General features: G+C 69.5%; 15 protein-coding genes. 2 read left to right on the forward strand and 13 right to left on the reverse strand.

Going from position 1 to position 17916, the window contains the following annotated elements; translation table 11 throughout:
• Window positions 1-90 precede the first annotated feature (90 nt).
• Window positions 91-1917, reverse strand: a complete 1827-nt coding sequence (locus ABNF93_RS12295) for a S9 family peptidase (protein ID WP_349328082.1) — start codon at window positions 1915-1917, stop codon at window positions 91-93.
• 164 nt (window positions 1918-2081) lie between these two features.
• On the opposite strand from ABNF93_RS12295, the gene ABNF93_RS12300 reads away from it, so the two are divergent.
• Complete coding sequence (locus ABNF93_RS12300) at window positions 2082-2861, forward strand: dihydrodipicolinate synthase family protein (protein WP_349328083.1); 780 nt, start codon at window positions 2082-2084, stop codon at window positions 2859-2861.
• A 6-nt stretch (window positions 2862-2867) separates the two neighbouring features.
• Here the strand turns inward: ABNF93_RS12300 and ABNF93_RS12305 are convergent, their stop codons facing one another.
• From ABNF93_RS12305 to ABNF93_RS12325, 5 genes are all read right to left on the reverse strand, one after another.
• Window positions 2868-4034: an alpha/beta hydrolase gene (locus ABNF93_RS12305; RefSeq protein ID WP_349328084.1), complete on the reverse strand. Its 1167-nt coding sequence runs from the start codon at window positions 4032-4034 to the stop codon at window positions 2868-2870.
• A 156-nt stretch (window positions 4035-4190) separates the two neighbouring features.
• Complete coding sequence (locus ABNF93_RS12310; RefSeq protein WP_349328085.1) at window positions 4191-5594, reverse strand: metallopeptidase TldD-related protein; 1404 nt, start codon at window positions 5592-5594, stop codon at window positions 4191-4193.
• Complete coding sequence (locus tag ABNF93_RS12315; RefSeq protein WP_349328086.1) at window positions 5591-7102, reverse strand: TldD/PmbA family protein; 1512 nt, start codon at window positions 7100-7102, stop codon at window positions 5591-5593. Before ABNF93_RS12315 ends, ABNF93_RS12310 begins: the two co-directional genes overlap by 4 nt.
• Window positions 7103-7181: 79 nt before the next feature.
• Window positions 7182-7958: a class I SAM-dependent methyltransferase gene (locus ABNF93_RS12320; RefSeq protein ID WP_349328087.1), complete on the reverse strand. Its 777-nt coding sequence runs from the start codon at window positions 7956-7958 to the stop codon at window positions 7182-7184.
• On the reverse strand, window positions 7955-8431 hold the full coding sequence (locus ABNF93_RS12325; protein WP_349328088.1) for a hypothetical protein: 477 nt from the start codon (window positions 8429-8431) through the stop codon (window positions 7955-7957). The genes ABNF93_RS12320 and ABNF93_RS12325 overlap by 4 nt, the downstream gene beginning before the upstream one ends.
• Window positions 8432-8502: 71 nt before the next feature.
• Between ABNF93_RS12325 and ABNF93_RS12330 the strand changes: the two genes are divergently transcribed.
• A complete protein-coding gene (locus ABNF93_RS12330) occupies window positions 8503-9459 on the forward strand; it encodes a LysR family transcriptional regulator (RefSeq protein ID WP_349328089.1) in 957 nt (318 codons plus the stop codon).
• Between the two features lie 9 nt (window positions 9460-9468).
• On the opposite strand, the gene ABNF93_RS12335 is transcribed toward ABNF93_RS12330, so the two are convergent.
• The 7 genes from ABNF93_RS12335 to ABNF93_RS12365 all read right to left on the reverse strand — a co-directional run bounded on the left by ABNF93_RS12335 (window position 9469) and on the right by ABNF93_RS12365 (window position 17912).
• A complete protein-coding gene (locus ABNF93_RS12335; protein WP_349328090.1) occupies window positions 9469-11538 on the reverse strand; it encodes a hypothetical protein in 2070 nt (689 codons plus the stop codon).
• Window positions 11535-12656 carry a glycoside hydrolase family 130 protein gene (locus ABNF93_RS12340; protein WP_349328091.1) on the reverse strand — a complete coding sequence of 374 codons (1122 nt, stop codon included), beginning with the start codon at window positions 12654-12656 and terminating at the stop codon, window positions 11535-11537. Before ABNF93_RS12340 ends, ABNF93_RS12335 begins: the two co-directional genes overlap by 4 nt.
• Window positions 12653-13555, reverse strand: a complete 903-nt coding sequence (locus tag ABNF93_RS12345) for a carbohydrate ABC transporter permease (protein WP_349328092.1) — start codon at window positions 13553-13555, stop codon at window positions 12653-12655. The genes ABNF93_RS12340 and ABNF93_RS12345 overlap by 4 nt, the downstream gene beginning before the upstream one ends.
• A gap of 4 nt (window positions 13556-13559) precedes the next feature.
• Window positions 13560-14441, reverse strand: a complete 882-nt coding sequence (locus ABNF93_RS12350) for a carbohydrate ABC transporter permease (protein ID WP_349328093.1) — start codon at window positions 14439-14441, stop codon at window positions 13560-13562.
• A gap of 38 nt (window positions 14442-14479) precedes the next feature.
• A complete protein-coding gene (locus ABNF93_RS12355; RefSeq protein WP_349328094.1) occupies window positions 14480-15775 on the reverse strand; it encodes an ABC transporter substrate-binding protein in 1296 nt (431 codons plus the stop codon).
• Window positions 15772-16914, reverse strand: coding sequence for a LacI family DNA-binding transcriptional regulator (locus tag ABNF93_RS12360; protein WP_349328095.1), 1143 nt, complete (start codon window positions 16912-16914; stop codon window positions 15772-15774). Before ABNF93_RS12360 ends, ABNF93_RS12355 begins: the two co-directional genes overlap by 4 nt.
• A 269-nt stretch (window positions 16915-17183) precedes the next feature.
• The gene (locus tag ABNF93_RS12365; RefSeq protein ID WP_349328096.1) at window positions 17184-17912 is read right to left on the reverse strand and encodes a transglycosylase family protein; all 729 of its coding nucleotides are present in this window, start codon (window positions 17910-17912) and stop codon (window positions 17184-17186) included.
• Window positions 17913-17916 lie beyond the last annotated feature (4 nt).

The following is a 17916-nucleotide window of genomic DNA, read 5'->3' on the forward strand; positions in this document are numbered from 1 at the left end:
GCGGTCGTCCTTCTCCTTGCTCGATCACGGTCACGTGCAGTCTCGCGAGGCACGTCTGCATTGTCTCGGTCCACGTCTGCCAGGTCACGGTCACGTCCGGGCGAGGTGCTTGGCGAGGAACTCCAGCGCCGGAGGATACGCGTCGAGCTGGTTGACCTGGCGGGCCAGGCCGTGCCCCTCGTCGGCGTACACCCGGAGCTCACAGGGGATGTCGCGGGCCTGCAACGCTGCGACCAACTGCTCCGCCTCCGACAGCGGCACCCTCGGGTCGTTGGCGCCGTGGATGACGAAGAGCGGTGCGCGGATCGCGTCGACCCTGGCGAGTGGACTCGCCTCGTGCAGGAACTCACGGTCGTGTTCCAGGGAGCCGTACTCGCGTTCGCGGTGGCTGCGTCGGTAGCTCGACGTGTTCTCCAGGAACGTCACCAGGGAGGCGATCCCCACGATGTCCACCCCGGCCGCCCAACGCTCGGGCTGGAACGCGAGTCCGGCGAGGACCATGTAGCCGCCGTACGAACCGCCGTAGAGCGCTGCCCGCGCCGGGTCGAGGCCGACGGTCGGCAACCAGTCGTGGATGGCGGCGAGGTCGGCCACCGAGTCGAGCCGGCGGCGTACGTCGTCGAGGGCGTACCACCGTTTTCCGTACCCGGTCGAACCTCGCACGTTGGGCACGAGGACGGTGTGTCCCTGCGCGACGAGCCCGGCGACGATCGGATTCCACTGCTGGACCGACTGGCTCTCCGGACCACCGTGGATGACGAGGACCGCGGAGCCGTCACCGCCGTCGGCCGGTCGGTAGACGAACACCGGGATCCGTTCGCCGTCCGGCGTCGGGACGCGGTGCGAGGTCGGGCGCGGGAGATCCTCCGGCAGCGGCGGCGCGTCCGGTGCGCGGACCGGGGTCAGCACACCGGTGGAGGGGTCGCACCGGATCGCGTACGCGGGTCCGGCTGGAGAGGAGTAGGTCACGGCCAACGCCGCACCAGACCCTGACCACACCGGGTCGGGAACACGGACCAGCGCGGGGCATCCGCCCGGTGGGAGGTCGAGCACGCGCACCAGGCCACCGTCCGCGAGCCGGTGAATCGCCAGGGATATCGCTCCGTCGTCGTTCGTCGCCACCAAAACGTGTTCACCGTCCGGGGACGCCCATCCGATGAGGTCATGGGCGTCGTCGGCGACGACTTCGCTCCATGTGCGGCCCGCCAGGTCGTACCTCACGACCGCGGTCATCTCCCGGCCGCTGTTGGTGGACAGCAACAGCCCGCTGGAGTCAGGGAGCCACGAGGGCGTACGCATGAACGCGTCGTCGTCCCATGCGGTGATCTCCTCGGCCTGACCGTCGGCCGTCGACACGAGGACGAGTTGGTAGGAGTTTGCGGGAGCGTTGGGCCGGGTCAGGGCCACCCAGCGGCCGTCGGGTGAAGCCTCAGCCTCCAGGACGTAGCCGCCACCGTCGTAGAGAACTCGTTCCTCGTCGGTCGCGACCTCGCGGATGACGAGATCGAAGTCGACGCCATTGCGGCGGTTGGTCAGGTAGAGCACGCGGCCGGGCTGGACGCCGGCGAGCCGGTGCAGCCAACGCGGATCGTGGACGAACGGGCGCAGGGTCGGCAGCTCGGACGAAACCTCCTCGGAGAGGTCGAGGAGGGAGAGCTGCGCACGTTCGTTGCCGCCGGCATCGTGTTCGACGACGACGGTCCGGCTGTCCGGAAGATAGCGGCCGTTCGCGGGACCGTCGAGAGCGGTCAGCTGCCGCCATGATCCGTCGGTTCCGGCCTCGTAGAGCTGCATCGTGCCGGACGTGTCGTTGCCCAGGAGCAGCCGGCCGGTGTCATCGACGTCGCGGGCGGCGACGGCGGGAGCGGTGATGAGCCTGACCAGGAGCTCATGGGCTGGGAGGACGCCTGTCGCCATGGGAGGACCGTAACAATCCCGGCGCCCAGCCGTGGAACCGCGCCCTGCCCGGTCCCGGTCAGGGCACCGGTTGACGGCCGCCCGGCCTGAGCGAGTCATCAGATGTCAGACAGAATGGGTGCGGAAGATGCCCGATGTCTGGCCGGTACGAACGAGGAGACTTGATGGCAGATCCAACGTTTCGTGGTGTCGGCGTCGCCCTGATCACTCTCTTCGCCCCCGACGGGTCCGTTGACGTGCCCGGCACAGTGGCCCACGCCCAGCGACTGGTCGACGCCGGAGTCCGCGCCGTCCTGGTCGCGGGGACTACCGGCGAGGCGGAGACACTGGAAGAGTCGGAGCGGGAGGAGCTGATCGCGGCGACCCGCGACGCACTCCCGGACGACGTCACCGTCATCGCCGGCGCCAGCGGATCGTGGGCGCGGGCAGCGGCCGCCCGGGCAGTGGCGGCGCGCAAAGCCGGTGCCGACGCCGTGCTGGTCAGCCCGGCTCGTGCCGGTGTGGACCAGGTAGCGCTCTTCTCCGCGGTCGCCGAGGCGGTCGGCGACTCAAGCCGGGTGATCGGTTACCACAATCCCGGGCCTCTCGGCGTGCCCGGGATCGAGGTCTCCGCGCTGTCGGACCTGCCCATCGGCGCGGTGAAGGACTCCTCGGCCGACCCGGCGCGGCTGCTCCACGAGCTGTCGACGTGGGACGGGAACGTCTACGTCGGCTCCGGCGCGCTCATCGCTCTCGCTGGCCCGGTCGGTGCGACCGGCGCCCTGCTGGCGTTCGCGAACGCCGAACCGGAGACCTGCATCGCGGCGTTCGGCGGCGACGCGAAGGCTCAGCGGTCCCTGGCCGATCTGGTCGTCGAGGTCCGCGGATCCGGTCTGCGCGCGATCAAGCGGGCCGCAGCCGCGAGGTACGGCGTGTCCGACGTCCTCCGCCTGGCGCTGCGGTAACGGGCGTCACCAGGGCGGATCGGCATCGGTGTAGGCCGGCTGGGGCAGCGGCTCTCCTAGGAGGAATGCAAGCACGAGTCGGCGGTGCACATCCGGCCGGCTCGTCGTGACAGTGTGTCCGGCGTCATCGACGGCAAGCAGCGTTGCCACGGGGAGCACATCCCGATACTCCCGCGTCGCCTCCCAGGAGAGGTAGTCGCACTCCGCCCGGAGCACGAGGACGGGTGCCGTGGCGAGCTGGAGTGCGGGCCTCGGATCAGCGACCTGAGCCGCGTCCATTGTCGTCGCGACGTTGGCCCAGAAGCCGAGCCCGCGTGGCCGTTCCGCTGAGTCCGCGGCCGGTGAGTCCCTGTCGGCTGGATCATCGGCTGCGGCAGCCGCCGGTGAACACCCGGGACGCATGTCCAACTCGCTCACGAAGGCCTCGAAGACGCCGTCCATCTGGGAGTCGGGAAGAAGGGTGTGAGCGGTACGCGGACCAACTGTGCCGGCTAGCACAGCAGCGAGAAGGAAGCGCGGGTAACGTCCGAGCACCTCCTGCTGGTTCCTCTGTCCCGCTTCGGTGAGCCGCCCGCGATCAGGGAATGCCGGCGGCCAGATCTCCCCTGGCGAGTCGATCACGGCTCGAGCCACCCGATGCGGGTGGGCAGCGAGATAGTGGGCGATCAGCGTGCCGCCCCACGAGGCTCCGACAAGGACCAGCCGGTCGGCGTCCAGGATTTCCCGGATTCCGTCCAGGTCGGCGACGTGCCGGGCGACCGTGTATTCGCGGACGTCTGGCAGGCGTTCGGACAAGCCGGCCCCGACCTGGTGGTAGTCGTACACGTCGAAACCGACGTCGGCGAGTGCCCGCGTCAGCGAGTCCTGGCGTGAGGCGGGTGCGCCGGGGCCGCCGTGGACCAGGATGACCGGCGTGGGCCGGCGTTCGCCCGTGGCGGCGGTGTGCGTGTAGGCGAGACGAGAACCCGTGGGGAGGTCCCAGAACCTCGTTTCCGCGGTCGGCTCGGCCGGGCTGTAGGGCGGTGCGGGAGCGAGGAGCAGCGAACCTGTGCTCGCGGTGACGATGGCGGTCGTGAGAACAGAGACTCCGCCGGTCAGCCCACGACGCCAGCTGCGGGTTTCGGCGATCCGGCGGACCGCCGGGCGGACCACGTGACCGGTACAGACCGACACCCCAGCGCTGCGACGACGGCGGCCCACCGACTGCCGGAGAGAGAGGCCGTAGCCGCCAGGGCTGTCAACGCGCCGATGACCCCGAGCGGGATCGCGGCGACGACCACGAGCCACCACGCCGTCCGCCGCAGGACCAGGCCCGTCATCAGGGGTGCCTCAGCTGGCCTGGCTCACGCTCGACATGTTGAAGTCGGGGACCCGCAGGGCGGGAGCGGCCACGCGAGGGAAGTAGTCGCCCCATTCTCGCGAGAACGCCGGCACCGTACCGCCCGCCTCGGCGAAGCGCCCCAGCAGGTCGACCGGACTCTCGTTGAACCGGAAGTTGTTGACGAGACCGACGACCTCGCCGTTCTCGACGAGGTAGACACCGTCGCGGGTCAGCCCGGTGAGCAACAGTGTCTGTGGGTCGACCTCGCGGATGTACCACAGGCAGGTCAGCAGCAATCCGCGTTCGGTCCGGGCGACCAGGTCGTCGATCGATCCGGCCGGGTCCGGGATGTCGAGGATGAGGTTGTCGACGTACGGCGTGACCGGCAGACCGGTGAGCTCGGCGGAGTACCGGCTGGTCGCGAGCGCCGACAGTTCGCCATCGCGGATCCAGTGCGTACCGCCCTGGGTGAGGCCGTTGTCGAAGACACTCTGGGTGGACGACGACGAATGGGCCACCACGAACGGCGCGCACTCCAACCCGGAGTACGCCGGGTCGGAGTACATCGCGAGGTTGCTGGGGGAGAGGCGTTCGCCCACCCGGGTACCGCCACCGGGTTTGCTGTAGACCGTCTGCCCCTCGTGGGCGTCCCGCGCCGACATGGTCCAGTACGCATAGATGAGCAGGTCGGCGACCGCGGTCGGCGGCAGCAGCGTTTCGTACCGGCCGGCGGGCAGTTCGATCCTGCGCTCGGACCAGTCCAGCCTGCGGTCGAGCTCACCGGCCAGCGTGGTCGCGTCGACGTCGGTGAAGTCCCGCGTCGCCTGGCCTACCCAGGCCGAGCCGCTGAGGTCCGCGGACTTGCCCGTCATGGTGACGAAGCCGGTCGGCTGGACGTGGCGCATGCGCAGGCCGGTGGACGAACCGAGGTAGACCGTGCTCAGGTCGTGTTCGACGAAGCCGTAGTGGTGCCGGCCCGTGTCGCGGGCCTTGCCGAAAGCGTCTCCGAGGGCGGGGGCGAAGGTGTCGAAGACTCGGATGGAGGTCTCGGCGGGCGGTTCGTTCCAGTCGGAGGTGGCAGCGCCCTCGATCAGCGGCTGGGCGTCCTCGGCGGCATCGCCTGCTCGGGCAGCCTCCTCGGCGGCCTTCACGACGGCGTCGATCCCGTCCCTGGTCAGCGCGCTGCGGGTGACCACGCCGGAGGAGGTCCCGGTCTTGCCGGCGACGGTCGCGATCACGGTGAGGGAGCGGGTCAGCATGACGCCGTTGGTGGTGAGGGTGTTGTTGGCCCAGCGAAGGTTGGCGCTGGAGGACTCCGTGGCGAGGACGACGCACCCGTCGGCCTTGGACCTCGCCAGCGCGCGCTCGACGGTCTCCTGCAGGGTCAGGTCACTGCTCACTGGTGTGCTCACCGTCCGGATTCCTGTGTGGTGTTGAGGATGCGTACGCCGCGGAACAGTGCCGACGGGCAGCCGTGGCTCACCGGTGCGACCTGCCCGGGCTGGGCCTTGCCGCAGTTGAACGCGCCACCGAGGACCCACGTCGCGGGTCCGCCGACCGCCTCCATCGAGCCCCAGAAGTCGGTGGTGGTCGCTTGGTAGGCGATGTCGCGCAGCTGCCCGGCGAGCTTCCCGCCCTCGATCTTGTAGAAGCGCTGCCCGGTGAACTGGAAGTTGTAGCGCTGCATGTCGATCGACCAGGACCGGTCGCCGACGACGTAGATCCCTCGATCGACGCGGCCGATCAGCTCGTCGGTCGATGGTCCGTTCGCCGCTGGTTGGAGCGAGACGTTGGCCATCCGCTGGATCGCGATGTGCGAGGGCGAGTCGCCGAATGCGCACCCGTTGGAACGGTCGTAGCCGAACGACTTCGCGATCCTGCGGTCGAGCTGGTAGCCGACGAGAACGCCGTCCTTCACGATGTCCCAGGACTGACCCGCCACGCCCTCGTCGTCGTAGCCGATGCTCGCGAGGCCGTGCTCGACGGTCCGGTCACCGGTGATGTGCATGACGTCGGAGCCGTACCGCAGCGTGTTGACCTTGTCCGGTGTGGCGAACGACGTGCCGGCGTAGTTGGCCTCGTAGCCGAGCGCACGGTCGAGCTCGGTTGCGTGTCCGATCGACTCGTGGATGGTGAGCCAGAGATTGGACGGGTCGATGACGAGGTCGTAGCTGCCTGCCTCGACACTAGGAGCCTTGAGCTTGGCGGCGAGTAGGTCCGGCAGCTCGGCAAGTTCGGCGTCCCAGTCCCAGGTCGACGCGGGGGTGAGGAACTCCCAGCCACGCCCGGCCGGCGGCGCGAGGGTACGCATGGAGTCGAAGCGCCCGGACTCAGGGTCGTTGGCGAACGCCTCCAGTGTCGGGTTGAGCCGGACCCGCTGCTGGGTCGTGACCGTGCCGCTGCTGTCGGCGTAGAACTTCTGCTCCTTGACCTGGTAGAGCGTCGCACTCGTGTGCGCCACACCGTCGGCGGTCAGCAGCCGGTTGCTCCAGTCGGCGAGAAGCGCCACCTTGTCGGGCTCGTCGATCGTGAACGGGTCGATGTCGTACGCCGATACCCACGTGACGTCGCTGTAGACGGGCTCGTCGGCGAGCTCGATGCGTTCGGCGTTCATCCCGGCCGCGACACCGGCCACCTCGACGGCCTGCTCGGCGACGCGGACCGCCTCGGCGGGGGTGAGGACGACACTGGCGGCGAACCCCCAGGTGCCGTCTTTGATCACCCGGACCGCAAATCCCGTGTCCTCCCCGTCGCGACTGCCGACGAGCCTGGCGTCGCGAAGGGAGAGGTTCTGGGCCCGGATGCGTTCGAGCCGGAAGTCCGCGTGTTCGGCACCCAACTCCCGCGCCCGGGTGAGGGCGGCGTCGGCGAGGGTACGCAGCGGCAGGCTGAGGAAGTCGTGATCGATGTCATGCGGCACGAGGCCGAGCCTAGTACGCGCCGTGGACGGCCCTCCCCATCCCGGCCCCATCCCATGATCATGATCATCTTTGGGCTGATCATCTGGGAGGGCCGGGGCGCCGAGCGACCACGCGCAGGCCGACCGGGGCGAAGCCGCCGTTGATGATCTCGCGTTCCTCGATGTCGCGCAGGGTACGAACGATGCGGAGGCCGGTTTCGTCGTCTTGGACCCATCCGCCCAGGTAGCGGTACAGGTAGGCGAACTCGACGGTGTCGCAGGCGCCGAAGCGTCGCGTGACCGCCGCCGTCAGTGCGGTGCCCGGATGCATCGGCTCGCGGTCGTGGTGCTGGTACTGCCAGCGGCGCAACGGATCAGCGGAGACGTCGGCGTCGTCGGCATGGGCCAGGACGTTGGCTGCTCCGAGAATCGCGGCCATGTCGTAGAACCAGCCGGCGGTCGGCCGGTCGGCGCGTTCCCAGGCGAACTCGTCGAGCACCAGGTGTCCACCAGGCACCAGCAGTTGCCGGGCACGTGCGACCGCGTCGTCCAGCCGGGCCACATGGTGCAGCGACAGCGAGAACACCACCGCGTCGAACGGTTGGTCACCTGCATACTCGGCGATGTCGGCCGCGACCGCGCGTACCCCCCGGCCCGCCGCAGACCTGACCGCCTGCGGGTCGACGTCGACCCCGGTCACGTCGTAGCCCCTGTGGGTCAGGGCGAGCGCGAGATCGCCGGTCCCGCAGCCGGCGTCGAGGACGCGGGCGGGTGGTGCCGGCAGGTGTCCGGACAGCACGTCGGCCTGCTCGGCGGCGAGGGCGGTGCTGGGCCGACGCTGTCCGTTGCCGGCACGAGACTTCGCCTTGGAGGTCATGACGCGTCCCTCTTTCGGCGTGCCCAGGCGAACGCGACCCACAGTGCCGTCGCGAGGGTGAGGATCCCTGTCCCCTGGAAGAAGAGGTCGTTCGGGACCACCAGATCGCCCCCGCCGGGATAGATCTGCTCCAGGTCGTGCGGATCGGTTCCGAGGAGTCGAAGAGCGACGTAGAGCGTGTGGTTGTAGCCGCCTTCGTACACGCCGATCAGGACGATCCAGAAGACCAGCACAAGCCCCTGATAGAGCCAGCGCGCCCATCGCCTGGTCCGCCCGGCGAGGAAGAGCCCGGCGGTGAGGACGTACGCCGCCGAGAACACGGCGGCAAGGACGATCCGTTCGACGCTCGCGTAGCTGATCCCGCCGTAGACGTGGTGGATCAGCGTGGTGAGGAAGACGACCGTGACGAGCCCGATCGGCGGGCCGGATCGGAGGGAGGGAACGGATTGGGTGGAAACGTTCGTGACACTCATACGGTCCAGCGTGCGGCGACGCTGCCATGAGCACAAATGCAGGTTTGTTGGATCTGCCATAAGCTGTGTGCATGTTAGACGTGTGGTCGCTCCGGGTGCTGATCGAGGTCGGCGAGCGGGGGTCGTTCTCCGCGGCGGCCGAGTCGCTGTCGATGACACAGCCGGCGATCTCGCGGCAGATCGCCGGACTGGAGCAGCGGCTGCGGGTGCGCCTCTTCCGGCGTGTGCCCCGAGGGGTCGTGCCGACGTCCGCCGGCAGCGTGGCGGTCGACCTTGCCCGTGACGTGCTGGCCCGCCTGCGGGCGATGGAGGCAAGCCTTGGCGCGTATGCTGGTCTTGACGCAGGTCACCTGCGGCTGTCCGCCTTCGCAAGCGCCAACACATCGTTCGTACCGGAGGCGATCCGCCAGTTCAGCGACGCCCATCCGGCCGTGGCTCTCAGCCTGGTCCAGGCCGACCCGTCCGGACCTCTTCACGCGGTCCGAGAAGGGCGCGTCGACGTCGCGCTGGTCACTGCGTGGGAGCTGTTCGCCGACCCGCACGCCGCCAAGGGTGCGAGTGACCATTCGCAGCTCGCGCCGCAGCGGCAGGACGGTGTCGAGTTGGTCCGGCTCCTCGACGAGGACCTGCGCCTGGCGCTGTCGCGGGACCACCCGCTCGCCCGACAACGGCGGGTCCGGCTCGCCGACCTGCGCGCCGAGACGTGGATCGAAGGGGCGCACCCCGACTGCCTGGGGCCGATCGTTCCGTTGGCCGAGGCGCTCGGCGACCAGCCGCGGGTGGGTTTCGTGTGTGACGACTGGAACGGCAAGCAGGCGCTCGTCGCCGCCGGTGTGGGCATCAGCCTCGTGCCCAGTTTGGCGAGCGGCGCGATCCACAGCGGTGTCGTGCTACGACCGACCACGCCGACACTGCCGTCCCGCCGCCTGTACGCCGCCGTCGCCGAACCACCCTTCCGGCCACCCGCGGTCACCGCGATGCTGGCCGTGCTGACCGCCCTCGCCACCAGTCACGAGCCGTCCGAGTGAGGGTCGGCTTCAGCGGCGGACGACCGCAGTGCACCCTGCCGGCAAGGTGACCTTGACAGTGGCGTCCGTCGTGGTGTGCGTACGCAGGGTTCGACCGGACTCGTCGAGGACCGTGACGGCGGCCGTGCCGGAACCCGGGACCTCGACGGTGGTGGTCCTGGTCTTCGTCGCGAAGCTGCGCAGGAGCGCCGTGGCGTGCCCTTCTCCTTCGACGACGAGATGTTCGACCTCGGGCTGGACGAGCAGGGCGTCGACGAGCGCCGGTCCGTCGGCGCCGGTGGCCGTGACGGTGGTCACCTTGTCGACCGTCCGCGGCAGGGTCCGGACCGCGAGGAGGCCGGGGGCGGGTGAGTCGCCCTGGGCACCGACCTTGCCATGGTCGACCGTTCCCAGACCGCTGGCGCTCGCATCCCAGGTACTCGAGCCCGCGCCCGGCGTCAGCTCGACCACCGGCATCAGGACGCTCGGCCCGGTGATCGCGACGTCCAACGTGACGCTGCCACCCCGGCCCAGGCGTACGCCTGCGCCTCCGCTCCACAGGCTCTCGCCGGTCCAGGCCTCGGCCGGCTCGTGCCGGCTCGCGTCGCCGGCCAGGACGCCGGACTCGGCCTCGACCAGCTGCCAGGTGTGGCGTTCGGCGACATCGGCTGACCGGGCGACTGCGGCCACCTCGGGTGCGGCGTCGAGGGCGAGCATTGCGAGCAGGCCGTGGATGCTGGACTCGGCTCCGGAGTTCCGGTTGACCGTGCCGGTGCCGTCCACGCCGTCGAAGGTGCGGCCGGTCGCAGGGTCGTACATCGGCGTCCTCGCGGGGTTGTTCCCGAAGAACCACGCGGCCGCGACGCCGGCGACGGTCCGCAGGGCTGGCCGGCGTCCGGCGTCGGCCGCGGCCAGGAGCGACCCCACCCGCGACTGTGCGCCGTACGCGATCTGTACCTGGTCGGCAGGCGTGGGCAGCCAGCCGTTCTGCGGGCCGGCGGCGATCAGCAGGTGCGGCGTGAACGACGCAGTGTCGGACAGCGCGGCGTCACGTAGGCGCTTCTCGCCGAGCACGTCGTACGCCTGGGCAAGACCCGCCGGGGCGAGTCCACCCCAGGCGTGCCACACGGCGCGGGACAGGGACCAGGGAAGGACCGCTCCGTACGGCCACGTGCGCGGAGTACCGGCCCGCATCGCGGCGACGCCTTCGGCCAGTTTCGCGAGGACTCCGCGGGCGTGCGGGTCACCACTCGCCCGCACGTACGCGGAAAGGCCCAGGAGCGCCTCCCCGGTGGCGTCGGCCCCGTCGGCGATGAGCCAGGCGGGTGCGCGGGTGCCGTCGATGTCCAGCCAGTCGCCGTGGTGGTTGAGGACTTCACGGTCGACTGCGTCCAGCGCGAGTTCGAGCCGGTCGCGCAGGAACGCGGCGAAGGCGGAGTCTTCCTGATCGTCCGAGCCTTCGAACGCCGCGTATCCCTCGCCCAGCGCCCAGAGGGTCCGGGCAAGCCAGTACGAATCGGCACTGTCGGACGGGTCCGGCTCCTCCTTGGGCTCGGCACTCGGGTTGAGGGTGCCGTCGGGCTGCATCCACAGCACGACGTTGCCGGCGTCGGGCCCGGTCTCGGTCTGCAGGTAGGTGAGCCCGCGCAGGAGGTCGTACGCCGCGTCTCGGCTGGACGTCGCCCCGGTCTGCCGCCAGTGCCGCAGGTAGACGACGGCGGCGCGGCTGATGTCGTCGGCGTTGTACGCACCCTGCCCGTAGGTGTCGGTCGCCGGGTCGTAGGTGCCGCCGCCGATCCGCTTGTACGTACCGTCCGCCTGGCGGTCGGCGTAGGTCCACAGCACTCCGAGGTCGGGCTCCTCGCCGAGCCGGTAGGTGGTGTGCCGCGCCTGCCGTGGCGGGGCCACCTCGTCGCGGAGCCAGTCCAGATGCGCGAGGTTGGTCAGCGGCTCGGCCGCACGGGCAGGTGCGGTGGCGGGTGCGCCGGCGATCGCTCCGACCGCTCCGACCGCCAGGACTCCGGCGACGGCGATGCCGGCAAGGAGCTTCCTTCGTACCTGCTGGGCCGTGCGTACGCGCGGGGCCGTGCGTAGGTTCATGGGATCCGCTCTAACCGGGCGACGCCGATCTTGGCGTCCGCCATGCCGTAGAAGACGTAACGCACGCCGTCGACTTCCTCGACGGCGGTGGGGAAGACGACGTTCGCGACGGTGCCGGTCAGTTCGTCCGCCGTCTCGGGTTCGAGGATCGGCGTGGGTGTGCGGGCGAGGACCTTCGTGACGTCGGACGGGTCCAGCAGCATCGCGCCCGCCCCGTAGCGCACCTGCTGGGTGGTCGGGTCCCAGCCGGGCGGAATATGTCCGGCGACGCCGTGGTGGAGGAGCAGCCAGCCCTCCTCGACCCGGATCGGCGGTGGACCCGCGCCGATCTTGAGTTCCTCGTACGCGTACTCCGACAGCGCGACGAGCCGGTGGTCGCGCAGGTGCACCAGGGCGCCGAGGTCGCGCTCCACCGCCGCTGCCGGGACGTACGACACCCAGATCCCGGGACGCTCGTCGGTGACCCCCGCCGGCAGGTGGACGCCCTCGCCCGGGCGGAACCAGCCAAGGTCCCACATCGGGCGGTGCAACATCGCGTACGCCGGCTCGCCGTCAGGACCTGGTACGGGCTCGGGAAAGAAGACCGCGTCCTTGTTCGGAAACAGGTTCAGGTCGGTGTCAAGGTCAGGTTGATAGGAGAAGTGCAGCGGCCCGAGCCGCCGCCACTGGCACAGGTCCTCCGACACGGCCAGCGCGAGCTTCGGGCCGAGGGGGCCGTAGGCGACGTAGGTCATCAGGTGCACGCCGAGCCGTGGAATCCACGTCGTGCGGGGATCCTCGACGCCGGCGTTGGCGAGGCCGCGTTCCCATCCCTGGTCGGGGGCGAGTACGACGCCGCGGCGCTCGACGCCGACCGGTACGCCGTCCTTGAGCACCACCTCGGCGAGCCCCACCCGCGACACGTTGCCGGACGCGACCAGCCGGGGGAGCAGGTGCAGCCGGCCGTCCGGCGTACGACCGCTGGCGGGGTTGAGTACGCCGTCGGCTTCGAGGTCGTTGCCAGGTTCGGGCGCCATCACCACGCCCAGGCGGGTGAGGGTGTACGGAACCGATGTCGCCGAAAGGGCGGGGCCGTTCGTGGAAACGGGGGAGGTGTCCTGCTGTGTCAAACTGCTCAACCTTTCACGCTGCTGCCGAGGTTGGTGGAGACGAAGTGGCGCTGGAACGCGAGGAACAGCGCCACGGCCGGAGCGGCCAGCACGCACGCACCAGCCAGGATCGCGCCGAACGGGTTGGCCGCCCGGGCCGCGACGCTGTCCATGTAGCTGGCCAAGGAGACCGCGAGCGGCTGCATGTCCGCTTCCTTGGTGATGAGGAACGGCCACAGGAACTCGTTCCACGGACCGATGAAGGTCAGGAGCACCGCGGTGAGCAAGGCGGGCTTGACAAGGGGAACAGCGATCCGGACGAGGATCGCCAACTCGCCGGCCCCGTCGATGCGTGCCGCGTCGAAGAGTTCGGCGGGGAGCTGCAGGAAGTACTGCCGGAAGATGAAGACCGCCGTCGAGTTGATCGCGAACGGAAGGATCATTCCCAGGTAGTTGTCGGCCAGCCCGTAGTTGCGGGCGATCAGGACGTAGAGCGGGATGATCAGCAGCTGGAACGGCACGACCTGGACGAGCAGCATCGCGTGGAAGACGACACCGCGGCCGCGGAACTCCAACTGGGCCAGGGCATAGCCGGCCAGGACGCCGAACACCACCGTGGCAAGAATGACTCCGCCGGTGAAGAGGCCGGAGTTCACGAGCGAGCGGAGCAGGTCGATGGCCCCGTCGATCTCGCGGTAGTTGGCGAGGGTGAGGTTGCCCGGCGCCGGGAACGCGCCCGCGGGAGAGGTGTCGGGCTCGTCCTGCAGACTGCCGACCAGCATGTAGTAGAAGGGAAACAGGAATACGAACGCCCCGACCAGCAGGAGGACGAACCGCAGCACCGCTGGCCGGCGGGACCTCGTGCGACGGTCCCGCATGGCACTGGCCGTACGATGCCGACCGGGCGTCAAGGTGTCCTTGACGGTCATGCTCTCACCTCTCGTCCAGCAGCCGGCGCTGCAGCAGCGCGACGAGCAGGACGGCGACGACGAGGATGACGCCGATCGCCGAGGCGATGTCAGGATTGCCCTGTTCGATGCCGCGCTGGTACATCAGCAGCACCGGTGAGGCCGAGGCTCCGTCGGGTCCGCCGCCCCCGGTGAGGAGGTACGGCTCGGTGAAGAGGTTCGCCCCGGTGATGGTCGCCAGCAGCACCACCAGCGTCGTGGCCGGCCGAACTCCCGGCACCGTCACCACCCAGAACGACCGCCACCGACCCGCACCGTCGACTGCGGCCGATTCGTACAACTCGGTCGGCACGTTCTGCAGGGCCGCGAGGTAGAGAAGAATGAAGAAGCCGAGCCCCTTCCACGTGACGTACAACGCGATCGTCGGCATCGCCAACCGTTCGTTGACGAGCCACGACGGGTCGGGTGCGAGCGGGCCGAGCACCTTGTTGACCAGCCCGCCGGAATTGAACAGGAACAGCCACACGCCGACCACGGCGACGCTCGCGGTGATGTAGGGGACGTAGTAGCTCACCCGGAAGAACGCCCGCAACCGCATGCTGGCGTTGAGCGCGGTCGCCAGCACCAGCGAGAGCGCCGCCGTGAGCGGGACGTTGATCACCAGGAAGACCCCGACGTTCCGGAACGACCGCCACACCGCCGGATCGCCCAGCACCGTGGCGTAGTTGGCCAACCCGACGAACGGCCGCTCCACGATCGCACCGGGTGCGGCGAAGAAGTAGTCGTGGAACGACATGTAGACCGCGAAGCCCAGCGGGTAGGCGAAGACCGCCGCGAGGAACACGACGTAGGGCGCGACGAACACCGCCCCCAACGACGCTCGCCCACTGGGCTTACCGATCATCATGACGGCCCGATCCTGTCCGACCCTGCCCCGGTCCTGAATCAGGACTGGCCGGCGAGGCCGTCGATCTTTGTTGCCACCTGGTCGAGTTCGGCGTCCACCGGCTGCTTGCCGAAGATCACCGAACGCGAGTACGCGTCGCGGAACGCCTGCCAGATCTCGATGGAGTTCGCGACGTTGGGCACCTCGACCGTGCGGTCGGCCTGTGCGGCGAAGGTGGCGTATTCCTCGTGCGCGGCGAAGTAGTCCGGGTATACCTCCGAGAGATCGGCCCGCATCGGCATCTGGCCGGTCATCTCGAGCAGCTTGCCGTCCTGTTCCTCCGCTGTGGCGAACTTCAGCAGGTCCCAGGCGGTGCCGCGGTTCTTGCAGGCGGAGTACATCGCGACGTTCTTCGCGTCGGCGAACGTGTAGGTGTCCTCGGGCGAGGTGCCCCCGGAGGTCGGCACCGGGGCGACGCCCCAGTCGATCGAGTCCTTGTACGACGCGATCGCCCACGGCCCGACGATCGCCATCGCCGCCTTGCCCTCGCCGAACGAGTCGCCGTTGTAGGTCTCCTGCGAGGCGAGCTTCTCGTCGTAGAGGCTCTTCCAGAAGGCCGCGACCTGTTTGCCCTCGTCGGAGGCGAACGTCGCCTTGCCGTCGTCGACCAACTGCTCGCCTCCGGTCTCGGCCGCGAACAGCGGGTAGAAGTCGAACCAGGGTTGGAAGAACTCCGCCGTCGGTGAGGGCCAGATGGCGTAGTCGGCCGCGCCGCTCTTCACAATGGTCCTGGCGGTCTGGAGGAACTCGTCGTAGGTCTGGAGCGGCGGGTTGTCGGCGTCGATCCCGGCCTTGGCGAAGATCTCCTTGTTGTAGAAGATCATCACGGGGTTGGACTTCCAGGGCAGCTGGTAGTACTTGCCGTCGGGGGAGCGGTACTGCTCGGCACGGTCGCCGGTGCGCTCCTCGATGTAGTCCGTCGCCCCGTCGAAGTCGTCGAGCGGCACCAGGCCGCCCTGCTTCTGGAACTGCGGCACGGCGGCGGGCGCGGTGTTGAAGATCAGGCAGGGTGAGTTGCCCGCGGTGATCGCGGCACCGATCACTTCTTCCGAGCTCTTGCCCTCCGGGATCTGCTGCGCGGTGACCTTCTCCTTCGGATGGGCGGAGTTCCAGGCCGCAACCATCTGCTTGCCCCAGGCGACTTCCTGTTCGTTGTTGGAGTACCAGACCTTTATCGGTCCGCGGGCGGTGGCCGCGTCCGAGTTCGTCGTGTCGCCGCCACCGCAGGCGGTGGCCGCCAGCAGGGTCGCGGCGAGCGCTGCGGCGGATGTCGTGGCGAGGGTGGTGCGCTTCATGAGTCCTCCGGAGTAGAGCTGTGCTCCGCTGGTGGATTCCCCGTTGATGGTCTGCCCGTTGATCGGCTGCCCGTTGATGGTCTGCCTGCTGATCGGCTGCCCGTTGATGGTCTGCCTGCTGATCGGCACTGTGCGGTCGAGTTCCGTACGACGAGTTCGGCCGGGTCGAGCGCGACGTCGCTCGCGGGCTCGCCGTCGACGAGGGCGAGCAGGGTGCGGGCCGCGACCTGGCCCCAGCCGAAGACGTCCGTACGTACGGTCGTGAGGGACGGGTGGATGTGGGCGGACAACTCGGTGTCGTCGTAGCCCGTGACCGACAGGTCGTCCGGCACGGTGCGGCCGAGGCCATGGGCCGCGCTGATGCCGGCGATGGCCATCAGGTCGTTGGCGTACACGATCGCCGTAGGTGGGTCTGGGAGTTCCAGCAGGCGGCGGGTGGCGGCGGTACCGCCGGCGGCGGTGAAGTCGCCGACCTCGATCGGAGCCTCCGGCAGACCGTGGGTCTCGAGCGCGTCGACGAACGCCTGCCGGCGTCCGTGCCCATGCAGGAAGTCATCCGGACCGGCGACGTGCGCGATCCTGGTGTGACCGAGCCCGGCGAGGTGGTCGACCACCGCGGTGATGCCCGGCCGGTCGTCGAGACACACTGCTGGAAACGAGGACGGGGTGTCCGGGCGGTTGAGCGTCACGGCGGGCAGACCGAGGTCCTCCACCAGCGCGATCCGCGGATCACCCCGACGGAGGTCGATGAGGAACACGCCGTCCACCCGGGCGTCCTGCGCGAGGCGCCGGTAGCCCTCCTCCTCCGGTGGGCCGGCACCGACCACCTGCAGGACGAGCGCCTGGCCCTGACCGGCGAGCACCGTCTCGACGCCGGCGATGAACGCGGGGAAGAACGGGTCGGACCCGAGAAGTGCCGGCTCCCGTGCGATGACCAACCCCAGAGCGAACGCCCGGGAGACCGAGAGCGACCGCGCCCGCTGGCTCGGTCGCCACCCCAGCGCGTCAGCTGCTTCGAGAATACGTACGCGGGTGGCTTCGGCGACGCCGGGCCGGTCGTTGAGAGCGAACGACACGGCCCCCTTGGAGACGCCGGCACGGCGCGCCACGTCCGCGATCGTGGGGCGCCGCTTGGCCATCACACATCCCGAGGTGAGGATCCGGACATCTGTCGTTCACAAAACCGGTTCAGATCTAAACCGGTTCAGGAACCAGTTGTCAAGGGCGTGCGTCTGTCGTCGGCGAAGGGTCAGTTGTCGAGGGGGAGCTGGCTGCTGGCCGGCCGGGGTGGACCTCGACCGACCTGTGCCCGTCCCGGGGCCGGGAACCTTGGCCAGGAAAGGCGAGCGCCCCACCTGCGGGGGGACAGGCGGGGCGCTCGGTCTGTGGGGCCGCTAGCGGCGCCGGATCAACGCAGCCGAACCTTCTCCTCGGGGAAGATGAGGTCCGGGTCGCCGCTCGAGAGGGAGTCCCGGTTGAGCGACCACAGCGACGGCCATCCGCCGTCGACGTCGTGGGAGATCGCGATGTCCCAGAGCGTGTCGCCGGTACGGATCGTGTAGGTCTCCCGCTCGGAAGGCTTGGTCGCGGTCGTGCCCTCCGAGACCGCGGTGCGCTCCCCGCTGCGGGTTGTCCGGTCAGCCGCCTCGTCGCGAGCGGCATCCTGGTCAGCGGAGTCGTCGCTGGTGGTGTCCTGGCTGGCGGTGTCCTCGCTGGTGTCCGTCGAGGTGGTCGAGTCGCCGGCCTTGTCGCTCTCATCGAGACCGAGTTCGGCCGAGCAGGCGGGCCAGGCGTTCCACCCCTGAACGTCCAGCACCTTCTCCGCGATCTCGATCTGCTCCGCCTTGGTGGCGAGGTCCGCACGTTCGGCGTAGGTCGTACCGCCGAACTCCTCCCAGGTCGTCTGGGCGAACTGCAGGCCGCCGTAGTAGCCGTTGCCGGTGTTGATCTGCCAGTCACCGCTGCTCTCGCACTGAGCGAGACGATCCCAGGTGTCGGTCGTCGCGGCCTGAGCCAGGCCGGTGAATCCGACGACGGGCACGGCGGCCGCCACACCGGTGAGCGCGGCGGTCTTCGTCACCTTCTTTGCGGTCCTGCTGGGTCGGCTCGCGCCGCGATGTCGTGCGTTCTTGGGCATGCTG

Origin of the sequence: Actinopolymorpha sp. B9G3 (genome assembly GCF_040120725.1) — a bacterium.
GTDB lineage: Bacteria > Actinomycetota > Actinomycetes > Propionibacteriales > Actinopolymorphaceae > Thermasporomyces.

Excerpts from the sequence above, each read along its gene's own strand:
- ABNF93_RS12295 (WP_349328082.1), bottom strand. The coding sequence starts at position 1,917 with ATGGCGACAGGCGTCCTCCCAGCCCATGAGCTCCTGGTCAGGCTCATC.
- ABNF93_RS12300 (WP_349328083.1), top strand. The coding sequence starts at position 2,082 with ATGGCAGATCCAACGTTTCGTGGTGTCGGCGTCGCCCTGATCACTCTC.
- ABNF93_RS12320 (WP_349328087.1), bottom strand. The coding sequence starts at position 7,958 with ATGACCTCCAAGGCGAAGTCTCGTGCCGGCAACGGACAGCGTCGGCCC.
- ABNF93_RS12325 (WP_349328088.1), bottom strand. The coding sequence starts at position 8,431 with ATGAGTGTCACGAACGTTTCCACCCAATCCGTTCCCTCCCTCCGATCC.
- ABNF93_RS12330 (WP_349328089.1), top strand. The coding sequence starts at position 8,503 with ATGTTAGACGTGTGGTCGCTCCGGGTGCTGATCGAGGTCGGCGAGCGG.
- ABNF93_RS12335 (WP_349328090.1), bottom strand. The coding sequence starts at position 11,538 with ATGAACCTACGCACGGCCCCGCGCGTACGCACGGCCCAGCAGGTACGA.
- ABNF93_RS12345 (WP_349328092.1), bottom strand. The coding sequence starts at position 13,555 with ATGACCGTCAAGGACACCTTGACGCCCGGTCGGCATCGTACGGCCAGT.
- ABNF93_RS12350 (WP_349328093.1), bottom strand. The coding sequence starts at position 14,441 with ATGATGATCGGTAAGCCCAGTGGGCGAGCGTCGTTGGGGGCGGTGTTC.
- ABNF93_RS12355 (WP_349328094.1), bottom strand. The coding sequence starts at position 15,775 with ATGAAGCGCACCACCCTCGCCACGACATCCGCCGCAGCGCTCGCCGCG.
- ABNF93_RS12360 (WP_349328095.1), bottom strand. The coding sequence starts at position 16,914 with ATGGCCAAGCGGCGCCCCACGATCGCGGACGTGGCGCGCCGTGCCGGC.
- ABNF93_RS12365 (WP_349328096.1), bottom strand. The coding sequence starts at position 17,912 with ATGCCCAAGAACGCACGACATCGCGGCGCGAGCCGACCCAGCAGGACC.